The following is an 18616-nucleotide window of genomic DNA, read 5'->3' as shown; positions in this document are numbered from 1 at the left end:
AGGAGAGGGGTGCCCGATAGCGTAGCGTGCCGTTAGGCATAGGGCGGGGTGAGGTCTTTTTATTGTGAGTAATTAGACAAACTTGATATTTCAGTTATCAGTTATCAGTTATCAGTTATCAGTTATCAGTTTCACTGTTCAGAGTTCAGAGTTCACTGTTCAGAGTTAACTGTTCACTGATTTAAGCAAACGTTGCTTTTAGGTTACGATAAATCCAAATATATTCCAAAACCACCAATGTCTGAATCAGTTCAGTACGTTACCAACCAACAAGGAGAGCGAGTTGGTGTACTCTTAAATTTGGAAACCTATCATCAGTTAACCAACGCATTAACATCTGATGCTGAAATATTAACTGGCTTGAGTCTGGATGAACTGCAAGCCTTGGCAGAAAGTATGTTATCTCCAAAAGCCCAAGTTCAATTGGACGATTTGCTAGCTAGAAATGCAGAGAATCAACTTTCGGCTGATGAAACAATTACTTTAGAGCGTTTGTTGGAACAGGTTGACCAACTAAATATTCTTAAGACCAGAGCAAGGTACACTTTGAATAAGCTTGAAGGGACATCAGGAGTAGCGTGAGCGTTTATATTCCTGTTGAGTTACAACGACGCATTCGTAATCATTTTGCAGATTGTTGTGCTTACTGCCGTACTGCTGAATCCTTAACCGTTAGTACTTTTGAATTCGAGCATATCATTCCTCGATCCGCTGAAGGGGAAACTATCTTTGAAAATCTCTGCTTGTCTTGTCCATCTTGTAATCGCTATAAAGCATCCCGTCAAACAGCAATTGACACAATCACTCAACAGGAAGTCCCTTTGTTTCATCCACAGCAACAATTGTGGACAGAACATTTTACTTGGAGTGAGGATGGTACAGAAATTATAGGACTTACGCCTGTTGGTCGAGCAACAATTTTGGCTCTAAAAATGAACCGTCCACAATTAACTCGTGTGCGTAAGATGTGGGTGAAGATGGAGGAACATCCACCAAACATTTGAGGAGTAAGTGGCATCCTGCATTTTTGCAATTAGGGAGAAACTTAGAGGAATGCGCTGCTAAATATCGAGGATTTTGCAAAAAATATCGACCACAAGCAAAGCCAGAAAAAAGAAACCATTGGGGTAGTCGCTTTTTGCCATCAATGAAGAGTAAAGGAAATCAGAAAAAGTCGCCAGGATAAATGAGTTTACCCTGGGATAAGCAAACAATCACCGAGTGTACAGAGGTGCATGAAGTAGCAGAAAAATTTATCCACGCAAATGGATATTTCCCCTCGGTGCCAGGTATTGAAATCTGGAAATGTTGATTGTAGCGTGCGAAAGCAAGCTGCAATAAATATTTACAATATTCTGAAACGCTTAGATGTTACAGTTTACAAGTCTCGATGCGAGAGAAGAGAATTTTTTCTCCGATTTGATTTTGTGCTAACGGTGTGCAGTGTGGTTGCACCCAACACATATCAAAAAACGGTGTGGTTGCACCCACACAATGTGAATCGGTTGCACCCCAATGAATTCATAGTATATTTATTCCAATTAATCATTCGGAATTATATCGTAATCATCTAGTATATCTTTATTGGGATCGTATTCATCTTTCAGATCTTTATTCGCAATTATATTGCCGTTATTCGCAATTATATCGTAATCATCTAGTATATCATACTCATCACTGTCGCCATCGGCTTGAAATTCTGTTATGGGCTTTTCTTGGGTAATACCCCACTTTAAGTAGTTTAAGGCTTGAGTATCGTCTATCCCATTGGTAAACTTTACCCAATTGAATTGCTTGAGAAAATGCAAATTGCTGGGAATTTCTTCCACTCCTGGTAGCAAGACGGGAATGACAGGGATATCTGCTTCCACAAGTTGGTCGAGAAGCGATCGCAGTTCCAAGAACTGCCACTTTCCTAATCCTGTAGATCCAATGAAGATAGCAGCGGATTTAACATTTTGAATCGCTTTTTGGATGACATCCTGAAATGGTCGTCCTGGTGCAATTTGCTCTTCGTCTAACCACGGCTTGAGACCAAACCGCTTGAGTTTATTGGCAATTATTCTAACTTTTGGCTTATCCTTAGTATTGTGAGCTAGGAAAACATCAAATTGCGGTTGGTTGGTCATTTACAAGTTCCTTTTGTTATTCTTTCACACTTGCAATAGTCGCTAGTGCTTCTTTATATTCTTATAGATTTTGCTGGTGCTTACGGAAAGGTTCAAGCACTTCGTTCTCAATTTCTTTTGCCTCATCTGGTGATAAACTCAGTTCACTCTGGCGATGTTTGAGAATCCGGCGTCCTACAGGTCAAACCTGACCATTTCGGATGCACCGTTCTACTTCCTTTTTAATACCATGACCAGAAAAATACACCAACACCAAATCATCCTTTTGCCGATTGAAGAATAATGTAATGCTTAGTTTAACGTTTGAGGTATCTGCCATAATACAGCTTTTATTATGAATAATATATACACTTGCGACAATTCTACTGTATGTAGATATCAACTAAACAGTAGACTATTCCGGAAATTCTCCTCCCTTTCCCCTTTCTAAGGGGAAAAGTGCCGCAGGCGGATAGGAGTAAACTCCGCGTCTGTCCTCGCTCGTTCCCAGCCTCAGGCTGGGAATGCATTTGGTGTGAGGCTCTGCCTCTGGGAACCAGGAACCTCACCCTGCCCTATCGGGCATCCCTCTCCTTGCTAAGGAGAGGGAAAGATTTTAGCGCAGCTAAAAGCGAGGGTGAGGTTTCGAGCGATCCGGTGTATACACGGTAGCCTTTCTAAGGGGAAAGGTGCTGGAGGCGGATAAGGGTAAACTTCACGTCTATGCTTAATGCATAATTCGTAATACGCTAATATTACGAATTATTAACGAGTCATGAGTAATCTGCAAATCTTTTTGGATATTGCTACAGAAGCAGCCCTCGCTGCTGGCGCGGTGTTGCAAGGTTATTTGGGTAAGGTAGAAGACGCGATTATTGAAAAAGGACGCCCCGGTGATTTGGTAACGGCTGCTGATAAAGCTTCGGAAGCGGTGATTTTAGATGTTTTGCGTCGTCACTTTCCTGACCATTCTATCTTGGCTGAGGAATCTGGGAAACTAGGAAATCAAGATAGTCAACATCTGTGGGCGATTGATCCTCTGGATGGAACAACGAACTTCGCTCACCAATATCCCTTTTTTGCTGTTTCGATTGGGCTGTTGATTCAGGGTGTCCCGCAAGTCGGTGTTATTTATGACCCTTTCCATGATGAGCTATTCCGGGCGGCTCAAGGTTTGGGAGCAACGCGTAACCGTCGCCCGATAAAGGTTTCAGAAACTTCTGAACTTGGTAAAAGCCTTTTGGTTACGGGATTTGCCTATGACCGTCGTGAAACATCTGACAACAACTATGCGGAATTTTGTCACTTGACTCATCTCACTCAAGGAGTTCGGCGTAGTGGTTCAGCATCCCTAGATTTGGCTCATGTCGCCTGTGGTCGTTTGGATGGTTACTGGGAAAGAGGTCTTTCTCCTTGGGATATTACTGCTGGTATCATTTTACTACGAGAAGCTGGCGGAAAGGTGACTGCATACGATGGAAGTCCCTTAGATATCTGGTCTGGTAGAATTCTTGCTACCAATGGTTTTATTCACGATAGCCTGAGTCAAGAACTACAACAAGTTCCGCCACTGTCTTCATGGGTTGGTTAACAGTTAACAGTTATCAGTTACCAGTTACCATTTTGTTCACTGTTTACTGAGTAATAAATGTTATAAAAAAAACATAAAACCAGTACAGTAAACGAGAAAAATCCACGGGATTATGGTGCAATACCGTTATATGTCTTTCAAGTTCAATCGCGGATTGTTTAAATATGACTTTATAGATTATCACGCGGTTTTGTGTGTGCCAATTGATGCTGATGTCAAAGAAATTCGCAAACGCTATCTCAAAATCGCCCGCCGCTTGCATCCTGATAGCTGTAAGGATGAAACCGATGCTGATAAAGAACTCGCTAATGAATTGTTGTCTAAGCTGGTGAATCCGGCTTATGAAACACTCTCTCATGAGAAACAGAGAATGGAACATATTTTAATTTTGTCGCAAATGGGTAAGCGTTTGGTGCAACAGTCAGCTTCGGTGGAACTCAAGAGCGATGTGACTCAGCAGTTAGCTAGTGCGGCTCATTTTGAGCATGTCTATAAAAGTGGACTCGCCCAAATCGCAGAAACTCAATATGACTCTTTAGAGAAGGTACAAGACACGATAGCCTTAGCCAGCGAGTTGAATTTGATATACATAATGCGGAGTGCTGGCAAAATATTTGCAGCAGCATCACCAGCAGAAATTCCAACGAATGCAGCAGCAGTTAAGCAAGCCGGTGTAATTTCTCCACGACAAAAGAAAGACTCTGTTGTCCTGCAATACATCCGTCGCGCTCAAGATTTGATATCACAAAATCAATTGACACAAGCAAGGGTAGAATTACAAGATGGTCTGAAACTAGAGCCAAATAATAGTCGTTGCCATAGCTTGATCGGAGTGGTCTATTTGAAGCAAAATCTTACCACGAGTGCAAAAGTTCACTTTAACCGCGCCCTGCAATTAGACCCCAAAGACGAAATAGCGTTGGCGGGGAGACTTAAAATTGAACAGATGACGGGGCAAAAACCTAGTGGTGCGAAGCGTACAGCTTCGTCTCATACGGGGAGTCAGCAACCAGGTAAATCTGGGGGTGGCGGTTTGTTTGGTGGTTTGTTTGGTGGGAAGAAAAAATAATGGTGTATCAATCTCCAGTGGGAGCGAGGGATTTATTACCCGAATATGTGGCTCAAAAACGCTGGATAGAAGACAGGCTACAGCAAGTGTTTCATCGTTGGGGATATCACAGAATTATCACCTCAACGCTTGAGCGTATGGATACGCTGATGGCGGGGGGAGCTATTGATCGCTCTGCGGTGATTCAACTGCAAAATGGTAATGATGAAGATTTGGGCTTACGTCCAGAACTGACAGCTTCTATTGCTCGCACGGCTGTAACGCGCATGGCGGATGTGAATTATCCACAACGTCTGTATTACAATGCTAATGTTTTCCAACGGACAGGCGAGTTGAAGCATAACCGTCAGCAAGAATTTTATCAAGCTGGGGTGGAGTTGTTGGGCAGTGGTGGTGGCTTAGCCGATGCAGAAATTCTGCTGTTGATGGCAGATTCTTTACAGGCTTTGGGTTTGAACCATTGGTATTTGATTTTAGGTGAGGCTCAAATCACGCGATCGCTCATAAAAGCTTTTCCCCCTCATCTACAAGAAAAAGTCCGGAGTGCGATCGCCCACCTTGACCGCATAACCATAGACACTTTACCGTTAAGTGATGAACTACGAGAACGCGCTAGAATCATGCTTGATTTGCGCGGAAAGCCTGCGGATGTCCTCCAAAAACTCAGCAGTCTAGGTTTAGACCAGAGTCTACAAGCGATCGTAGATCACCTGAAAACATTAGTAGAATTACTTGAGCGTTCAGTCAATTTGAGTACAACGCACATCAACGCAAGAGAGATAGAAATCATCCTCGACCTGAGTTTAGTACAAACCTTTGACTACTACACAGGTATTGTCTTTGAAGTGGTCAGTAATACCGATGGACAGACGCGAGTTGTAGGGCGAGGTGGTCGTTATGACCAGCTTTTAAAGCTCTATCATCCTAAAGGAGAAAGTATACCAGGAATAGGTTTTGCACTCTTCTTGGAAGACTTACAACAAATTCTCTTGTCGGCTCGGCGGTTACCACAAACTACCTTAGCTAGCAATTGGCTGATTGTACCAGAAACACCGGATGCCTACACCGCCGCCTTTGCCTACGCAACAAAACTTCGAGACTCGACTCACTTGGTACGGGTAGAAATGGATTTGGGAGGACGAGATGCTGATGAGATTCGACAATATGCGCGCGATCGCACTATCAGCCAAATTGCTTGGATTAAAGCTGATGGTGCAAGGACGATTGAGTCATTAGTCAAGTAAAAAACCAAGGACAAATGACTGCTGGACTAGTAATTCAGTATTATTGCTAGGCTATATAGAGCTGGCTAAACATAGCAATTTTGATCCAACTAGAGGGGAACTATGCCGCACACAATTGTGACTAATGTCTGTGAAGGCGTCGCTGATTGCGTAGACGCTTGTCCAGTAGCTTGCATTCATGATGGTCCTGGCAAAAACGTCAAGGGAACTGATTGGTACTGGATTGACTTCGCCACCTGTATTGATTGTGGTATATGTCTGCAAGTTTGTCCAGTAGAAGGGGCGATTGTCCCAGAAGAGCGACCAGATTTACAAAAAAAACCGTAGTATCAACGATCACATTCTTTTTAAGCAGGCAGTATTATCTATTACATACATATATGATACCGCCTGTTTTTACACTGGTAGTACTAGATAAAGATTTCAAAAAGTAACAGTAAAAATTTATTGTTCGGAAATTGCTAGTGCACTTGTGTATAGGTGAGTATAGTAATCCTACGTAAGACAACTCATGAGTGTAGCTCTGATTAGCAATTTGTTGAGGTTAAGTTTGGCTACTGGGGTAATCACCCTAGCATCAGTTTCGAGTGCTATAGCAGGAACACTGAATGTTGATTTTACAAAGTTAGAAGGCTTAACAGGTGGTAACCCTGGTTTGACTGGTGTTTACCGTGCAGATCTCTCTAATCTTGGCTTTGATATCAATTCCATTGCTATTGCTGATAGCAACAGCGCACAAGGTGGTCAACCTGGGAAATTTAGCGGCTTTGATTTAGATGCAATCAAGATTAGCAACGTCTTGGTTAACAATGCAACAGACGCCAAAAACTTACCAGGGTTAGATGTCTTCGATTTTACTCCCTCCGGAACTTTATTCACCCCAGGAATCCAGCGCTCTTCTGCTGAACCAACAGGTTTATTTGGCACAACGGGTGGTAACATTGATAATTCAGTTGCAACATTACAAAACTTTGATGCCAACGCCAGTGCTGATGCCAATGCTTTCGGCTTGGTAAGCTTAGGTGATGGTGGAAAAGTTGTGTTTAACCTCAAAAATCCCATTTCAAATACCACTCCACTGTATTTATACATTGGAGAAGCTGGTGATAATGGTGAGGTAGCAAGTGGTCAAATTACAGTTTCTGACAAACCTCTTCAGGTTCCAGAACCAACTACTTTAGCTGCTATATCTTTACTCGGAATCTACTTTTTTGCTAACCGTAGAAAGAAAACGAAAGCTGCTTAACTTCAAAATTTAATAATCTTTTAGACTCATGTTAGGACATAGGTTTTTGACCGAAAAAGATGGGTACAAGCCTCGCCCTTTTAGGGCGACTTTTTATTTTGCGTGCTAGGATGTTTGACGTAGGGTTTGTCCACGTCAAATGATAGTTTTAGAGTTTAAGGCTAAGGGAAGGACAACTCAATATAGTGCTATAGATTCGGCAATAAAAACGGCTCAATTTGTCCGCAATAAGTGTCTCCGTTTTTGGATGGATAATCGCGGTGTAGGACAGAAAGAACTTTATCGTCATAACACAGCACTTCGAGCAGAGTACTCCTTTGTCAAAGACTTAAACTCGCATGCTTGCCAAGCAGCAGTAGAAAGAGCTTATAGTTCAATTGCTCGATTCTACGACAACTGCAAAAAGTCGATTCCAGGTAAAAAAGGCTATCCTCAGTTCAAAAAGAACTGTCGCTCAGTAGAATACAAAACATCGGGATGGTCGCTTTCTGAAACCAGGAAGCAAATCACATTTACCGATAAAAAAGCTATTGGCAAGCTAAAACTGAAAGGAACGTGGGATTTAAACTTCTATCAGTTAGATCAGATAAAACGAGTTAGGTTGGTCAAAAAAGCCGATGGCTATTATGTTCAGTTTTTAATTAGAACTGAAAGCAAAATAGACACACAGCCTACCGGAAAAACTATCGGATTGGATGTTGGACTCAAAGAGTTCTACACCGATAGCAATGGGCAAACCGAACCTAATCCTAAATTTTATCGAACAGGTGAGAAACGGTTGAAATTTCGTCAACGTCGGGTTTCTCGGAAAAATATTGGCTCCGCTAACCGTAAGCGCGCCATTAATAGCTTAGGACGAGTACATCTCAAAATAAGTAGACAACGTGAAGAACATGCCAAGAGACTGGCACGTTGCGTAATCCAATCTAACGATTTGGTCGCCTACGAAGATTTGAGAATTAGGAATCTAGTAAAAAATCGCTGTCTCGCTAAATCTATTAATGATGCTGGTTGGTATCAATTTAGAAGATGGTTAGAGTATTTTGGGATTAAGTTCGGAAAGGTTACGGTTGCCGTTAATCCGCGATTAACTTCTCAGGAATGCTCTAATTGTGGCACGATGATCAAAAAGTCTTTGTCCATGAGAACTCATGTTTGTCAATGTGGGTTTGTGTTAGACCGCGATTATAATGCCGCATTGAATATTCTAAGTCGAGCCTTAAGTACCACAGGGCATGTGGGAACTTGGATCTTAGATCCGAACGCTTCGGGAGATTCGACCTCTACTCCGATTGGAGCAATCCTGTCCGAGCAAGTTGGGTCAAAGAGCGAAGAATCTTCGCCCTTATAGGGCGGAGAGTGTCAACTATGTCATTTTATTGGCGCTGTGTTTGTGTTGGGATATAGTTGGATCGTTTCAAATTAAGCCAAATAACTGTATTTTAAAGTAACTATATTTTGTATTTCTAATATAGAACATTATGTCTGATTCGCTAACTGATTCGTCTGCCCTCCTAGAAGTGAAAAATGTCCACGCTGGGTACATCAAGGATGTGGACATCCTACAAGGTGTCAATTTTCGAGTGGAACGGGGAGAATTGGTAACAGTCATTGGTCCCAATGGTGCTGGAAAATCAACGTTAGCAAAAGCTATTTTTGGGCTTTTGACTCCCCACACAGGCTCAATTACCTTCAATGGCGAGAATATCGGTGGACTCAAGTCGAATCAAATCGTTGAGAAGGGAATGTGCTACGTACCGCAAATTGCCAATGTCTTCCCTTCGCTGAATGTAGAAGAAAATTTAGAAATGGGCGCTTTTGTGCGCAATGTTCCCCTCAAACCGCTCAAAGATAAGATATTTCAGATGTTTCCTAGGCTTGGCGATCGCCGTCAACAACGTGCTGGTACTCTCTCAGGTGGCGAACGTCAAATGCTAGCAATGGGCAAAGCCTTGATGTTAGAACCCAGCTTATTGCTTTTAGATGAACCTTCAGCAGCTTTGTCTCCCATCCTGGTAACGCAGGTGTTTGAGCAAATTAAACAAATTAACCAGACTGGTACAGCGATCGTACTCGTAGAGCAAAACGCCCGTAAAGCTTTGGAAATGGCTTCACGGGGTTACGTCTTAGAATCTGGACGCGATGCTATCTCAGGTCCTGGTTTGCAATTATTGAATGATCCCAAGGTAGGCGAACTGTATCTGGGAGCAGGTAAGGCGCACTGAGAAAATGAGGAAGTCAGACAGCAAGCTTAAGGCAAAGCTACTTCTGATGTAATAAGTGTTCTTTCTCAGGGTACAAGACTCGTAACCGAAACTGATGCAATTTAAGAGTAGTGCAAATCTTGGAAATTATGGACGCTGCCAAACGCCTTGCTACTCTCAATCGCATTCGCAAACTCAGCGTATTAATGGATACGTCTATACGGGTTCCTTTTTTCAATTTTCGCATCGGACTAGACCCAATTATTGGTCTAGTTCCAGGTGCTGGTGATTTAATCAGTACAACATTTTCAGCTTACATCATCTTTTTAGCTACTCGCTTTGGTATACCACCTAAAGACTTAGCCCAAATGATTTTCAACATTACTTTGGAAGCAGTCGTTGGTACAGTACCATTGGTGGGTGATTTGTTTGATGCTTTCTATAAGTCCAATATCCGTAATTTGGCGATTTTAGAGCAACATCTCACGGTAGTTGAACCAGAACTCGAACAAGTTAGGAGTGAAATTTACGACAGTAAAGTTAGCCAAGTTTAAGAGTGAGAGTTTCGGTGTGAGGAGTTATATTATCCTGACTGCTTGGAGGAAACGTTAAATTGACGAACCACTCATTTTTGTTCTATTGGTTTGTCTTGTTCGCTGTTATTCTTGCTCGATACTTTCTCATAGCTGGGGGAGCATACTTGCTCTTCTATTCAGTTCTAGGGAAGTTCCTCGCAAAACGGAGTTTGCGTCTGAAACCGCCGATGGCTGGTTCCATTCAAAGGGATATCAAATTATCGGTTCTCTCTGCAGTCGTTTTTGCTCTTTGTGCAGCGCTCATATCAAAGTACGGTATAGGAGTAACACTCTTCTACACTGACTTGCATAAGTATGGACTGTGGTATTTAGGAGTTAGTTTTGTTGCGGTGCTCATCCTTCAGGATACGTACTTTTACTTTATGCATCGGATGTTTCATCACCCTCTAATTTTCAAATGGATGCATCATGGGCATCACCGTTCGGGAGAACCAACACCGTGGAGTTCCTTCGCTTTCGACCTACCGGAGGCAATCATACAGGCACTCTTTTTTGTAGGTGTCATCTTCACCGTTCCCCTTCATTTAATCACCTTGGTTGCCGTGCTCATGACCATGACAGTATGGGCAGTGTTGACCCATCTTGGATTTGAGGTATTTCCCTCGTCATCCCACCACCACTGGCTTGGAAGGTGGTTCATAGGATCAAAGCATCACTTGATACATCATCGCAAGTACACAGTACACTACGGATTGTACTTCACGTTTTGGGACAAGCTACTCGGTACTCAATACCCTAATTATGAGGATGAGTTCCACATGTAAATTTCTTAAGGTAGAATTTCAAGTGCTCGTCAGGAATTTCTGATCACAGCTACAAAATGGCAATACATTTAATTCATCAGCGTCTATCTGCGGTTAAAAATCTTTCATGATTCTCAAACTCCTGCCACAGCACATACAAACCATCTACACCCACGCCGAAACCACTTACCCAGAAGAATGTTGCGGTATAATATTTGGTAATCTGACAAGTGAAGGCAAAACTGTGGTAGAAGTGATGTCAACAGAAAATGCCTGGAATGCAGAAACAGCCGCAGATTTCCCTAAAGATGACACATTAGATTACAGTAAGAAGCAAAGGTACGCGATCGCCCCCCAAGTCATGTTGCAAGCACAAAGGGAAGCACGTGAGCGTAACCTAAATATTGTAGGTATTTATCACTCCCATACTGATCATCCAGCAATTCCCTCAGAATTTGACCGTCAGTGTGCTTGGCAGGAATACTCTTACATTATTGTTTCCGTACAAAATGGCAAAGCGAGTGATATCAAAAATTGGTGTTTAGATGATAACCACCAGTTTCAGCAAGAAGTAATTGAAAACAAAATTTAACAGTATTTAACAATTTCTCAAGACACCTCGTTTTTGGATAGGATCAATAAACTGTCTTGTGTATAGAAAGGCGTAGCGTGCCCATAGGGCATATTTTCAATTTTGAATTGTTCAGTTCGCTCTTGCTCATCAAAGTGCTATGCTCAATCCTAATCTGGATGAAATCCAGCTGACGAAAGATGATTACGAACGTTACTCCCGCCACCTGATTTTGCCAGAAGTCGGGTTGGAGGGACAAAAACGTCTGAAAGTTGCTAGTGTGCTGTGTATCGGTACGGGTGGACTGGGTTCACCTCTACTTTTGTATTTGGCTGCAGCGGGTATTGGACGCATCGGTATTGTTGATTTCGATGTTGTCGATACTTCCAACTTGCAACGCCAAGTTATTCACGGTACATCTTGGGTAGGTAAACCCAAGATTGAATCTGCAAAGAATCGCATTCTAGAGATTAATCCGTATTGTCAGGTTGACTTGTACGAAACTCGCCTGACTTCGGAAAATGCCCTCGACATTATTAGACCTTATGATATTGTGGTGGATGGTACCGATAACTTCCCCACTCGTTATCTAGTCAACGATGCTTGCGTGTTGCTGAACAAGCCCAATGTCTACGGTTCCATTTTCCGTTTTGAAGGACAAGCGACAGTCTTTAACTACGAAGGTGGACCGAATTATCGTGACCTTTATCCCGAACCACCACCACCAGGAATGGTTCCTTCTTGTGCAGAAGGTGGTGTGCTGGGTGTACTGTGCGGTATTATTGGCACTCTCCAGGCAACGGAAACTGTCAAAATCATTATTGGACAGGGTAACACTTTGAGCGGGCGACTGCTGCTTTACGATGCGTTGAACATGAAGTTCCGAGAATTAAAGCTGCGTCCTAATCCAGTTCGTCCAGTCATTGAAAAGCTGATAGACTACGAACAATTCTGCGGTATCCCACAAGCCAAAGCACAAGAGGAGAAACAGCAGATGGAAATGTCAGAAATAACAGTCCAAGAGTTGAAGCAATTGCTGGATAACGGCACAAATGATTTTGTGCTGTTGGATGTCCGCAACCCACATGAGTACGAAATTGCTCAAATTTCTGGTTCTGTTTTGATACCTTTGTCAGAAATTGAAAATGGCGAAGGTGTGACTAAGGTGAAAGAATTGCTCAATGGTCATCGCCTGATTGCTCATTGTAAATCAGGTATGCGTTCTGCCAAAGCCCTTGGCATTCTCAAGGAAGCAGGAGTTGATGGCACGAATGTGAAAGGTGGTATTCTTGCTTGGAGTAAGGAAATTGACCCTTCGGTGCCAACGTATTAAGATGAACTGCAAATGAATTTCATTTGTGAGTAACGCAAGATATCTTTGTTAAGCCTGATTGAGCAGATTTTCCTTCGGTAGATAGTTGCTTTATTTACCTTTTTGAGGAATTTTCTGCTTTGTCAGGTTTTTAACGTAGTTCGGTGGAATTATCCTTGTTTTTTAAGCCTTGCTCAAATTCGTCGATACACTCAAGTGAATTTGTAATTAAAGCGCATCGAGAGAGCAATGATATATCTAATTCTGGCAAAAGTTCACTTGTATCAATGCGCTCGTACCCATAGGTATCTATAAATTGCTTGGGAGTTTCTTCTCGCAAATAGTATAGATAGAGTCCATTAGTTTTCCACATCCAAACTTCTTTTACACCAAGTCGCCGATAAGTCTCTAACTTATCAAGATTACCGCTTGTAAGATTTACTTCTATAGCAACATCTGGGATGCTTTTTTCTTCTCCTATGCAGTAACACTCATCTGGTTCAGCACCAGCTTTTTTAGCTTTATTTCTAAAAGTAGTGCTTCCCATAGGTATACAGTTAATGCGCTTTATGTACATATAATGCTCTAGCAACATAGCCAGATTTTTTTTCACTTTTTCATGTCTAATTGACGGCGACACAATTTCTAATACCCCATCCAAGTAGGTAACACGGTAATGGGAATTATCCTCCAGTTTGGCTAACAGCGCCTCATAAATTTCCCAACTTACGCCGCTAATGGTAAATCTTTCTTCTGGGTCATCTACATGTACCAGTTCTGATTCTTCTATGAGTTCTTTTAAGCTGCTTACCATATTATGCGCTGTTTGCGGTACATCATTACCGTAACACAATGGAGTAACATGGCAAATGCTTACAGGAAGCAAGCAATTGAAGATTTTAGTCAAGCACTGCAGATGAATCCCAACTTTGCTGAAGCTTTCTTAGTTCGGGGAGAAATTTTCTGACAACTCCTAGACGGATTGCTATGGAAGCTGAAATATTGATCGCAAGAATCGGGTAGAACATGATTTGTATATACGCCTAATCTAGTATCAATTAAAGCCTTTAATCATAAGCGATGTATCTTAAACGAGATATCAATGGAATTACAACAGATTCAAAGCACAGAAGAAACTTTTTGGCAAGTAGTTCTCAACAAAGACTCCAGTTTTGATGGGAAACTATTCTACGGTGTTCGTTCTACAAGCATCTACTGCCGACCGACTTGTCCTAGTCGAAGACCGAATAAAAACCAAGTTTGTTTTTTTAAATCCTCACAAGAGGCTGAAATCGCAGGGTTTCGACCTTGTAAGCGGTGTCAGCCGCAATATGAAACAATGCCAAATTTGACCAAAGCTAAAATTTTGGCAGTCTGTCGATACATTCAAGAACAAGTTGATCGTATCCCAACTCTATCGGAACTCAGTTCTCACTTTGGGATAAGTCCTAGCTACTTGCAACGAGTCTTCAAACAAATAATGGGCGTATCCCCTTTTGAATATGCAGATGCACTTCGGAGTGAACGCCTCAAGCAGCTTCTTCAACAAGGAGACGAAATTGCTCATGCACTTTACGACACAGGATATGGATCGAGTAGCCGACTGTATGAAAAAGCGTCCAAGCAACTTGGTATGACACCCAAAACTTATCGGTGTAATGGTAAAGGAATCCACATTACCTATAGCGTCGTGCCATGTTCTCTAGGATATCTGCTTGTCGCAACAACAGAAAAAGGAATCTGCGCTGTTAAATTAGGTGATCAAGCAGATGAACTAGAACGTCTTGTTCTTAGTGAATTCAATCAAGCGCAAATTGCACGTGATGACGACATACACCGAGACTGGGTACAGACAATCCTTGATTTTGTCAAAGGAGACATCGCCCACATCGATTTACCCCTTAATGTACGCGGGACAGCTTTTCAAAAACAAGTCTGGCAGGCTTTGCAGAATATTCCTTATGGTGAAACGCGCACCTACGCTGATATTGCTCATGAAATTGGTAAGCCTCAGGCAGTCCGCGCTGTAGGTAGTGCTTGTGGTGCTAATCCAATAGCGCTGATTGTACCATGTCACCGTGTTCTGCGAACGGATGGTAATCTTGGCGGCTATCACTGGGGGATTGAGCGTAAACAAAAATTGCTTGCACAAGAAGCACAACAAAAGGGCAAAACGCCCAGCTGCTAGCTATTAGAAGCAACTGGCTGTTTCTCCTGCTTTTTAATATTTCGCCTTCCCCAAGGCTTGAGAACTGAAATGCCAATAATGACTAAAAGACATGAGGTTTGAATAATAGCACCCACAAGTACTGCCTTTTGGTCAAATACGTACAGCGGATTTTGCAGCGCTTGCAACCTTTCTGCGTCAGAAATTGCAGTCATCGCATTTGTCCAAGGACCAAGCCAAATTGTACCAGTAACAATGAGTGTTACGGTTGCTATCCACTTGACGATAACCCAATAGTGTTTGAAGAATCCCCAAATCGTCAGCCAGCAAAGTAATCCACCGGTTATCAGCGACAAAGTAGCAGAGGGGATAATCACAAAGTCATCCAGCAGCTTCATAACTGCGTTGACAGCATACAATTCATCACCGCTGGGAGTGTTTCGGTTGCTTAAAGCAATAGCGATCATGCATAAAGCAGTACCAAACCAAATTCCTCCAAAGGCGACATGAAACGTTAGCAACCAGTTTTTTTGCTTGACGCTTAGCTTGTTCATATAAGTTTTTCGGAAACTTGATTAGGTGGCATATAGTTAGCCTCCTAATTAAAACCTTACACTAGGTAACAACCATTGACAAGTTTTTGTTTTAGGGGTCAAGCATTGCTGAAGTTCCAGCGCGTACTTTATTTAAAAGCTTGATGAGTGTCTTTTTTTCGTTGTCAGTGAGATTTGCCATCAAGTTGGTGGTGCGGCAAAAATGGTCTGGAAGCATTTGAGAAAGCAAGTCCCGTCCCTGTTCTGTCAGTTGCAAACGAAGCATCCGCCTGTCTTCTGAGTCGGGGAAGCGTTTGAGTAATCCATCTCGTTCAAGTCCGTCAAGGAGTCCTGTGATTGTTGCTTTAGTAACACCCCCTCGTTCAGCACATTCAGAAGGTGTGAATCCTTTCTCGTCAGCCAGAAATAACTGCATCAACAGGGTAAATTTCCCTTTTGAAAGACCATATCGGGCAAAATGAACGTCTAAGGCTTGATAAACATCAGCTGTGGTGTGTAGAAAAGCCAAACAAGTTTCTAGTGCACCAATGTCTAACTCCGGGTAGTGCTTGGCAAAATCCAGTATTGTCTGTTTATCAACGAATGGACGCAGTATAACCACAATTAAAAAGCAATTTGGAACGCTCGCTTATTCTAAGGTACCTTAAAGTCAAATTTATATGACTGTATTTATGTTTATCTCACAATCACTCACACAAGAAACTCTTGCCCGTGGTTTGATGGAACTTGCCAGTCGCGACAGCGATTTTGCTCGCGTTCTCGAAACTCTGGGTTCTCCACCAATGTGGGAAAGAAAAGCTGGTTTCCCAACGCTTGTGCGTATCATTTTAGAACAACAAGTTTCTTTAGCTTCTGCAAAGGCTATCTATGAACGCTTGTGTGCCATAGTCGTAACGCTGACGCCAGAAAATTTTCTCACACTTGATGATGTTCAGTTAAAGGCAATTGGCTTCAGTCGGCAAAAGACTGTGTATGGTCGTGCTTTAGCGAATGTTATTATAAACGGTCAGCTTGACCTTGTCAAGCTAGAGACAATGGACGAAACAACTATCCGAACTGAGTTAAAGCGCATCAAAGGTATTGGAGATTGGACTGTAGATATTTACTTGCTGATGGCGCTGCAACGTCCTGATGTTTTTCCCAAAGGTGATTTAGCATTGGCAATCGCCCTACAAAAACTCAAAAAATTGTCAGTACGTCCAACACCCGAACAACTCGAAGCAATAGCAGAGAACTGGCGTCCTTGGCGTGCGATCGCTGCAAGAATTTTATGGCACTATTATCTAAACATCCCTAAAACTCTACCATCGCAGACGTAATTTTTCCCTGTTCCCTGTTAAGCGTTCCCTGTTCCCTGTTAAGCGTTCCTCAAATTTCCAACTGTGGGAGAAAAGTACTCGCCAAGAGGGCTGCTTGAGTGCGATCGCGCAAATGCAACTGACTCAAAATACTCGTGACATGATTTCTGACTGTCCGTTCTGAGATGTAAAGTGTATGGGCAATCTCGCGGTTACTCAACCCCATTGCAATGAGGCGCAGAACCTCTTTTTCCCTAGGGGACAGTTCTGCTAGTTCTGATGGGATGGCTGACTGTACTGGTTCAGAGATGTCAGGGGCATTTAGGGCTTTTTCAAACAGTCCTGGTCCCATATGGGTGTAGCCTTGATGTACGGCTCGAATGGCGATCGCCAAATCCTCAAGCGGTGTATGCTTCAACAGATAACCTTTTGCTCCATAGCGCATAGCTTGTGAAACATATTCATCATCATCAAATGTCGTCAGCACCAGAATGTGTATTTCTGGAAATCCCTGACAAATCAGCCGAGTTGCAGCAACGCCGTCCATAACAGGCATTCTAACATCCATCAGCACGACATCTGGTTGCGATGGTGTTCCATAAAGTTTCTGCAATGCTTCAATGGCAAGTTGACCATTTTCAGCATCACCAACCACCTGTAAATCTGGTTTTGATTCCAGTAAGTTCTTAAGTCCTTGACGAATAATAACTTGGTCGTCTACCAGCAACAGTCGAATCATAAGATTTTGGATTTTGGATTTTTTGTTGCAGGTTCAGAATTGATCATACTAGAGTCTAGTATGGGTATGCTTACTTGAATTCGGCATCCTGCTTTTTGTTTGCTGATAATATGAAAATTGCCTCCTAATGCAGTTGCTCGTTCTCGCATTCCTTGAAGTCCAAAACCTGTGGTGTTTTGTTCTGGATAAAAGCCTTTGCCGTTGTCTTCCACAAGCAAGTTTATCCTTCCAGCTTGCGTCTGCAACTGCACACTCACCTGAGTCGCTCCGCTATGTTTGGATATGTTGGTCAGTGCTTCTTGTAAAATGCGATAGATAGCAGTACCCACTTCAGAAGTCACAGGAGATGTCAGGCTAATTTTGCACTCTGGTGTGAGGGTTGTTGCGCTGCTAAAGTCTCGGATAAGATTGTGAATTGCATTTTCTAGAGATTTTCCGCGCAATGGATCGGCTCGCAGTGTTGCGACAGAACGAGAGACTTCCTGCAATGCTTGGTAAGCGAGCTGTTTTACTTGTTGGAGAAACTCTATGGCTTTATCAACATTGGAAGGTAATAATAGCAAAGCATTTTCTAGCTGAATTGTCTGGGCAGTGAGAGCATGTCCTAGGGAGTCATGAATTTCACGGGCAATGCGGTTGCGCTCTTGTAAAGTTGCCTGATTTTCAATTCGCAAGGCATACTGGCGTAGCTGCTCATGAGCAACTGCTAGTTCTTGTCGACTTCTGCGTTCTGCCAGCACAGCATTAACCAGTAGCAATACAAAAGTCAACGTCAAAGCAAAAGTAATCGCATTATTCAGTATAAAATTGACTGTGTTAGGTGGCGGCATTGGTGGTCCCATATACGCTCTTCCATGTCCCAAGGGCATTTTGAAGAAAACAGGGGTTCGACTAATTCGTAAAAACTCTGTGTAGACGTATGATATGTATACTAGAGCGGCAACAATTAAGCGACCTTGTAAGTTGAACATTTGGCAACTGCGAATCACCGCAATTAACCCAAGTAGAGGAGCACAGCGAAGATGACTGTTTGTCAAAGCTGGTAGCACTGGTAGCAAAAGAATCCCCAATTCTACTACCGTATAGATAACTTTATAACTGAAGTTGTGCTTTGGTAATCTTACAGCAATTTTCAGGTAATTGAACCACAAACTCTGGTAAGGTGGACATAGAG

At 42.6% G+C, this 18616-nt stretch carries 23 protein-coding genes; 16 read left to right on the top strand and 7 right to left on the bottom strand.

Annotated elements, in window-relative coordinates; genetic code table 11:
• Positions 1-237 precede the first annotated feature (237 nt).
• Complete coding sequence (locus tag DP116_RS15270; RefSeq protein WP_169156001.1) at positions 238-582, top strand: hypothetical protein; 345 nt, start codon at positions 238-240, stop codon at positions 580-582.
• Positions 579-1004: an HNH endonuclease gene (locus tag DP116_RS15265; protein ID WP_169156000.1), complete on the top strand. Its 426-nt coding sequence runs from the start codon at positions 579-581 to the stop codon at positions 1002-1004. The genes DP116_RS15270 and DP116_RS15265 overlap by 4 nt, the downstream gene beginning before the upstream one ends.
• A 537-nt stretch (positions 1005-1541) precedes the next feature.
• On the opposite strand, the gene DP116_RS15260 is transcribed toward DP116_RS15265, so the two are convergent.
• Together DP116_RS15260 and DP116_RS15255 are read right to left on the bottom strand one after the other, a co-directional pair.
• A complete protein-coding gene (locus DP116_RS15260; RefSeq protein WP_246275639.1) occupies positions 1542-2129 on the bottom strand; it encodes a toll/interleukin-1 receptor domain-containing protein in 588 nt (195 codons plus the stop codon).
• A 181-nt stretch (positions 2130-2310) separates the two neighbouring features.
• Positions 2311-2448, bottom strand: coding sequence for a hypothetical protein (locus DP116_RS15255; protein ID WP_169155999.1), 138 nt, complete (start codon positions 2446-2448; stop codon positions 2311-2313).
• Between the two features lie 435 nt (positions 2449-2883).
• Between DP116_RS15255 and DP116_RS15250 the strand changes: the two genes are divergently transcribed.
• The 11 genes from DP116_RS15250 to moeB all read left to right on the top strand — a co-directional run bounded on the left by DP116_RS15250 (position 2884) and on the right by moeB (position 12705).
• A complete protein-coding gene (locus tag DP116_RS15250; protein ID WP_169155998.1) occupies positions 2884-3699 on the top strand; it encodes an inositol monophosphatase family protein in 816 nt (271 codons plus the stop codon).
• 130 nt (positions 3700-3829) lie between these two features.
• A complete protein-coding gene (locus DP116_RS15245; RefSeq protein ID WP_169156004.1) occupies positions 3830-4768 on the top strand; it encodes a J domain-containing protein in 939 nt (312 codons plus the stop codon).
• Positions 4768-6012, top strand: coding sequence for an ATP phosphoribosyltransferase regulatory subunit (locus DP116_RS15240; RefSeq protein ID WP_169155997.1), 1245 nt, complete (start codon positions 4768-4770; stop codon positions 6010-6012). Before DP116_RS15245 ends, DP116_RS15240 begins: the two co-directional genes overlap by 1 nt.
• Before the next feature lie 102 nt (positions 6013-6114).
• Entirely contained in the window at positions 6115-6339 is a 225-nt protein-coding gene (locus DP116_RS15235) for a ferredoxin family protein (RefSeq protein ID WP_169155996.1), read from the top strand.
• 184 nt (positions 6340-6523) lie between these two features.
• Positions 6524-7258 (top strand): PEP-CTERM sorting domain-containing protein, encoded by a 735-nt coding sequence (locus DP116_RS15230; RefSeq protein WP_169155995.1) that lies wholly within the window; start codon positions 6524-6526, stop codon positions 7256-7258.
• A gap of 139 nt (positions 7259-7397) precedes the next feature.
• Entirely contained in the window at positions 7398-8609 is a 1212-nt protein-coding gene (locus DP116_RS15225; RefSeq protein ID WP_169155994.1) for an RNA-guided endonuclease InsQ/TnpB family protein, read from the top strand.
• 130 nt (positions 8610-8739) lie between these two features.
• A complete protein-coding gene (locus DP116_RS15220) occupies positions 8740-9483 on the top strand; it encodes an ABC transporter ATP-binding protein (protein ID WP_169155993.1) in 744 nt (247 codons plus the stop codon).
• Positions 9484-9611: 128 nt separating this feature from the next.
• Complete coding sequence (locus DP116_RS15215) at positions 9612-10016, top strand: DUF4112 domain-containing protein (RefSeq protein ID WP_169156003.1); 405 nt, start codon at positions 9612-9614, stop codon at positions 10014-10016.
• A 59-nt stretch (positions 10017-10075) separates the two neighbouring features.
• Positions 10076-10822 carry a sterol desaturase family protein gene (locus tag DP116_RS15210; protein ID WP_169155992.1) on the top strand — a complete coding sequence of 249 codons (747 nt, stop codon included), beginning with the start codon at positions 10076-10078 and terminating at the stop codon, positions 10820-10822.
• A 109-nt stretch (positions 10823-10931) separates the two neighbouring features.
• Positions 10932-11393, top strand: a complete 462-nt coding sequence (locus DP116_RS15205) for a Mov34/MPN/PAD-1 family protein (protein WP_169156002.1) — start codon at positions 10932-10934, stop codon at positions 11391-11393.
• Between the two features lie 139 nt (positions 11394-11532).
• A complete protein-coding gene (gene moeB / locus DP116_RS15200) occupies positions 11533-12705 on the top strand; it encodes a molybdopterin-synthase adenylyltransferase MoeB (protein WP_169155991.1) in 1173 nt (390 codons plus the stop codon).
• Between the two features lie 130 nt (positions 12706-12835).
• Here the strand turns inward: moeB and DP116_RS15195 are convergent, their stop codons facing one another.
• Positions 12836-13498 (bottom strand): Uma2 family endonuclease, encoded by a 663-nt coding sequence (locus DP116_RS15195; RefSeq protein WP_169155990.1) that lies wholly within the window; start codon positions 13496-13498, stop codon positions 12836-12838.
• A 48-nt stretch (positions 13499-13546) separates the two neighbouring features.
• Between DP116_RS15195 and DP116_RS28580 the strand changes: the two genes are divergently transcribed.
• The gene (locus tag DP116_RS28580) at positions 13547-13651 is read left to right on the top strand and encodes a tetratricopeptide repeat protein (RefSeq protein WP_211173286.1); all 105 of its coding nucleotides are present in this window, start codon (positions 13547-13549) and stop codon (positions 13649-13651) included.
• A gap of 135 nt (positions 13652-13786) precedes the next feature.
• Positions 13787-14872, top strand: coding sequence for a bifunctional DNA-binding transcriptional regulator/O6-methylguanine-DNA methyltransferase Ada (ada, locus tag DP116_RS15190; RefSeq protein ID WP_169155989.1), 1086 nt, complete (start codon positions 13787-13789; stop codon positions 14870-14872).
• Here ada and DP116_RS15185 read toward each other — a convergent pair.
• Both DP116_RS15185 and DP116_RS15180 read right to left on the bottom strand, forming a co-directional pair.
• Positions 14869-15405 (bottom strand): hypothetical protein, encoded by a 537-nt coding sequence (locus DP116_RS15185; protein WP_169155988.1) that lies wholly within the window; start codon positions 15403-15405, stop codon positions 14869-14871. The genes ada and DP116_RS15185 overlap by 4 nt on opposite strands.
• A 91-nt stretch (positions 15406-15496) precedes the next feature.
• On the bottom strand, positions 15497-16006 hold the full coding sequence (locus DP116_RS15180; RefSeq protein WP_169155987.1) for a MarR family transcriptional regulator: 510 nt from the start codon (positions 16004-16006) through the stop codon (positions 15497-15499).
• Positions 16007-16076: 70 nt separating this feature from the next.
• Here DP116_RS15180 and DP116_RS15175 point away from each other — a divergent pair, with 70 nt between their 5' ends.
• A complete protein-coding gene (locus DP116_RS15175) occupies positions 16077-16724 on the top strand; it encodes a DNA-3-methyladenine glycosylase family protein (protein ID WP_169155986.1) in 648 nt (215 codons plus the stop codon).
• 49 nt (positions 16725-16773) lie between these two features.
• Here the strand turns inward: DP116_RS15175 and DP116_RS15170 are convergent, their stop codons facing one another.
• Positions 16774-17442, bottom strand: coding sequence for a response regulator transcription factor (locus tag DP116_RS15170; RefSeq protein ID WP_169155985.1), 669 nt, complete (start codon positions 17440-17442; stop codon positions 16774-16776).
• Positions 17439-18616, bottom strand: a 1178-nt coding sequence (locus tag DP116_RS15165; protein ID WP_169155984.1) for a sensor histidine kinase, incomplete at its 5' end; no start/stop codon positions are given. The genes DP116_RS15170 and DP116_RS15165, both read right to left, overlap by 4 nt.

The sequence above is a fragment of the Brasilonema bromeliae SPC951 genome (assembly GCF_012912135.1).
Taxonomy (GTDB): Bacteria; Cyanobacteriota; Cyanobacteriia; order Cyanobacteriales; family Nostocaceae; genus Brasilonema; species Brasilonema bromeliae.
The sequence above is the reverse complement of the archived record's forward strand: the minus strand, read 5'-3'. Positions and strand labels throughout refer to the sequence as shown.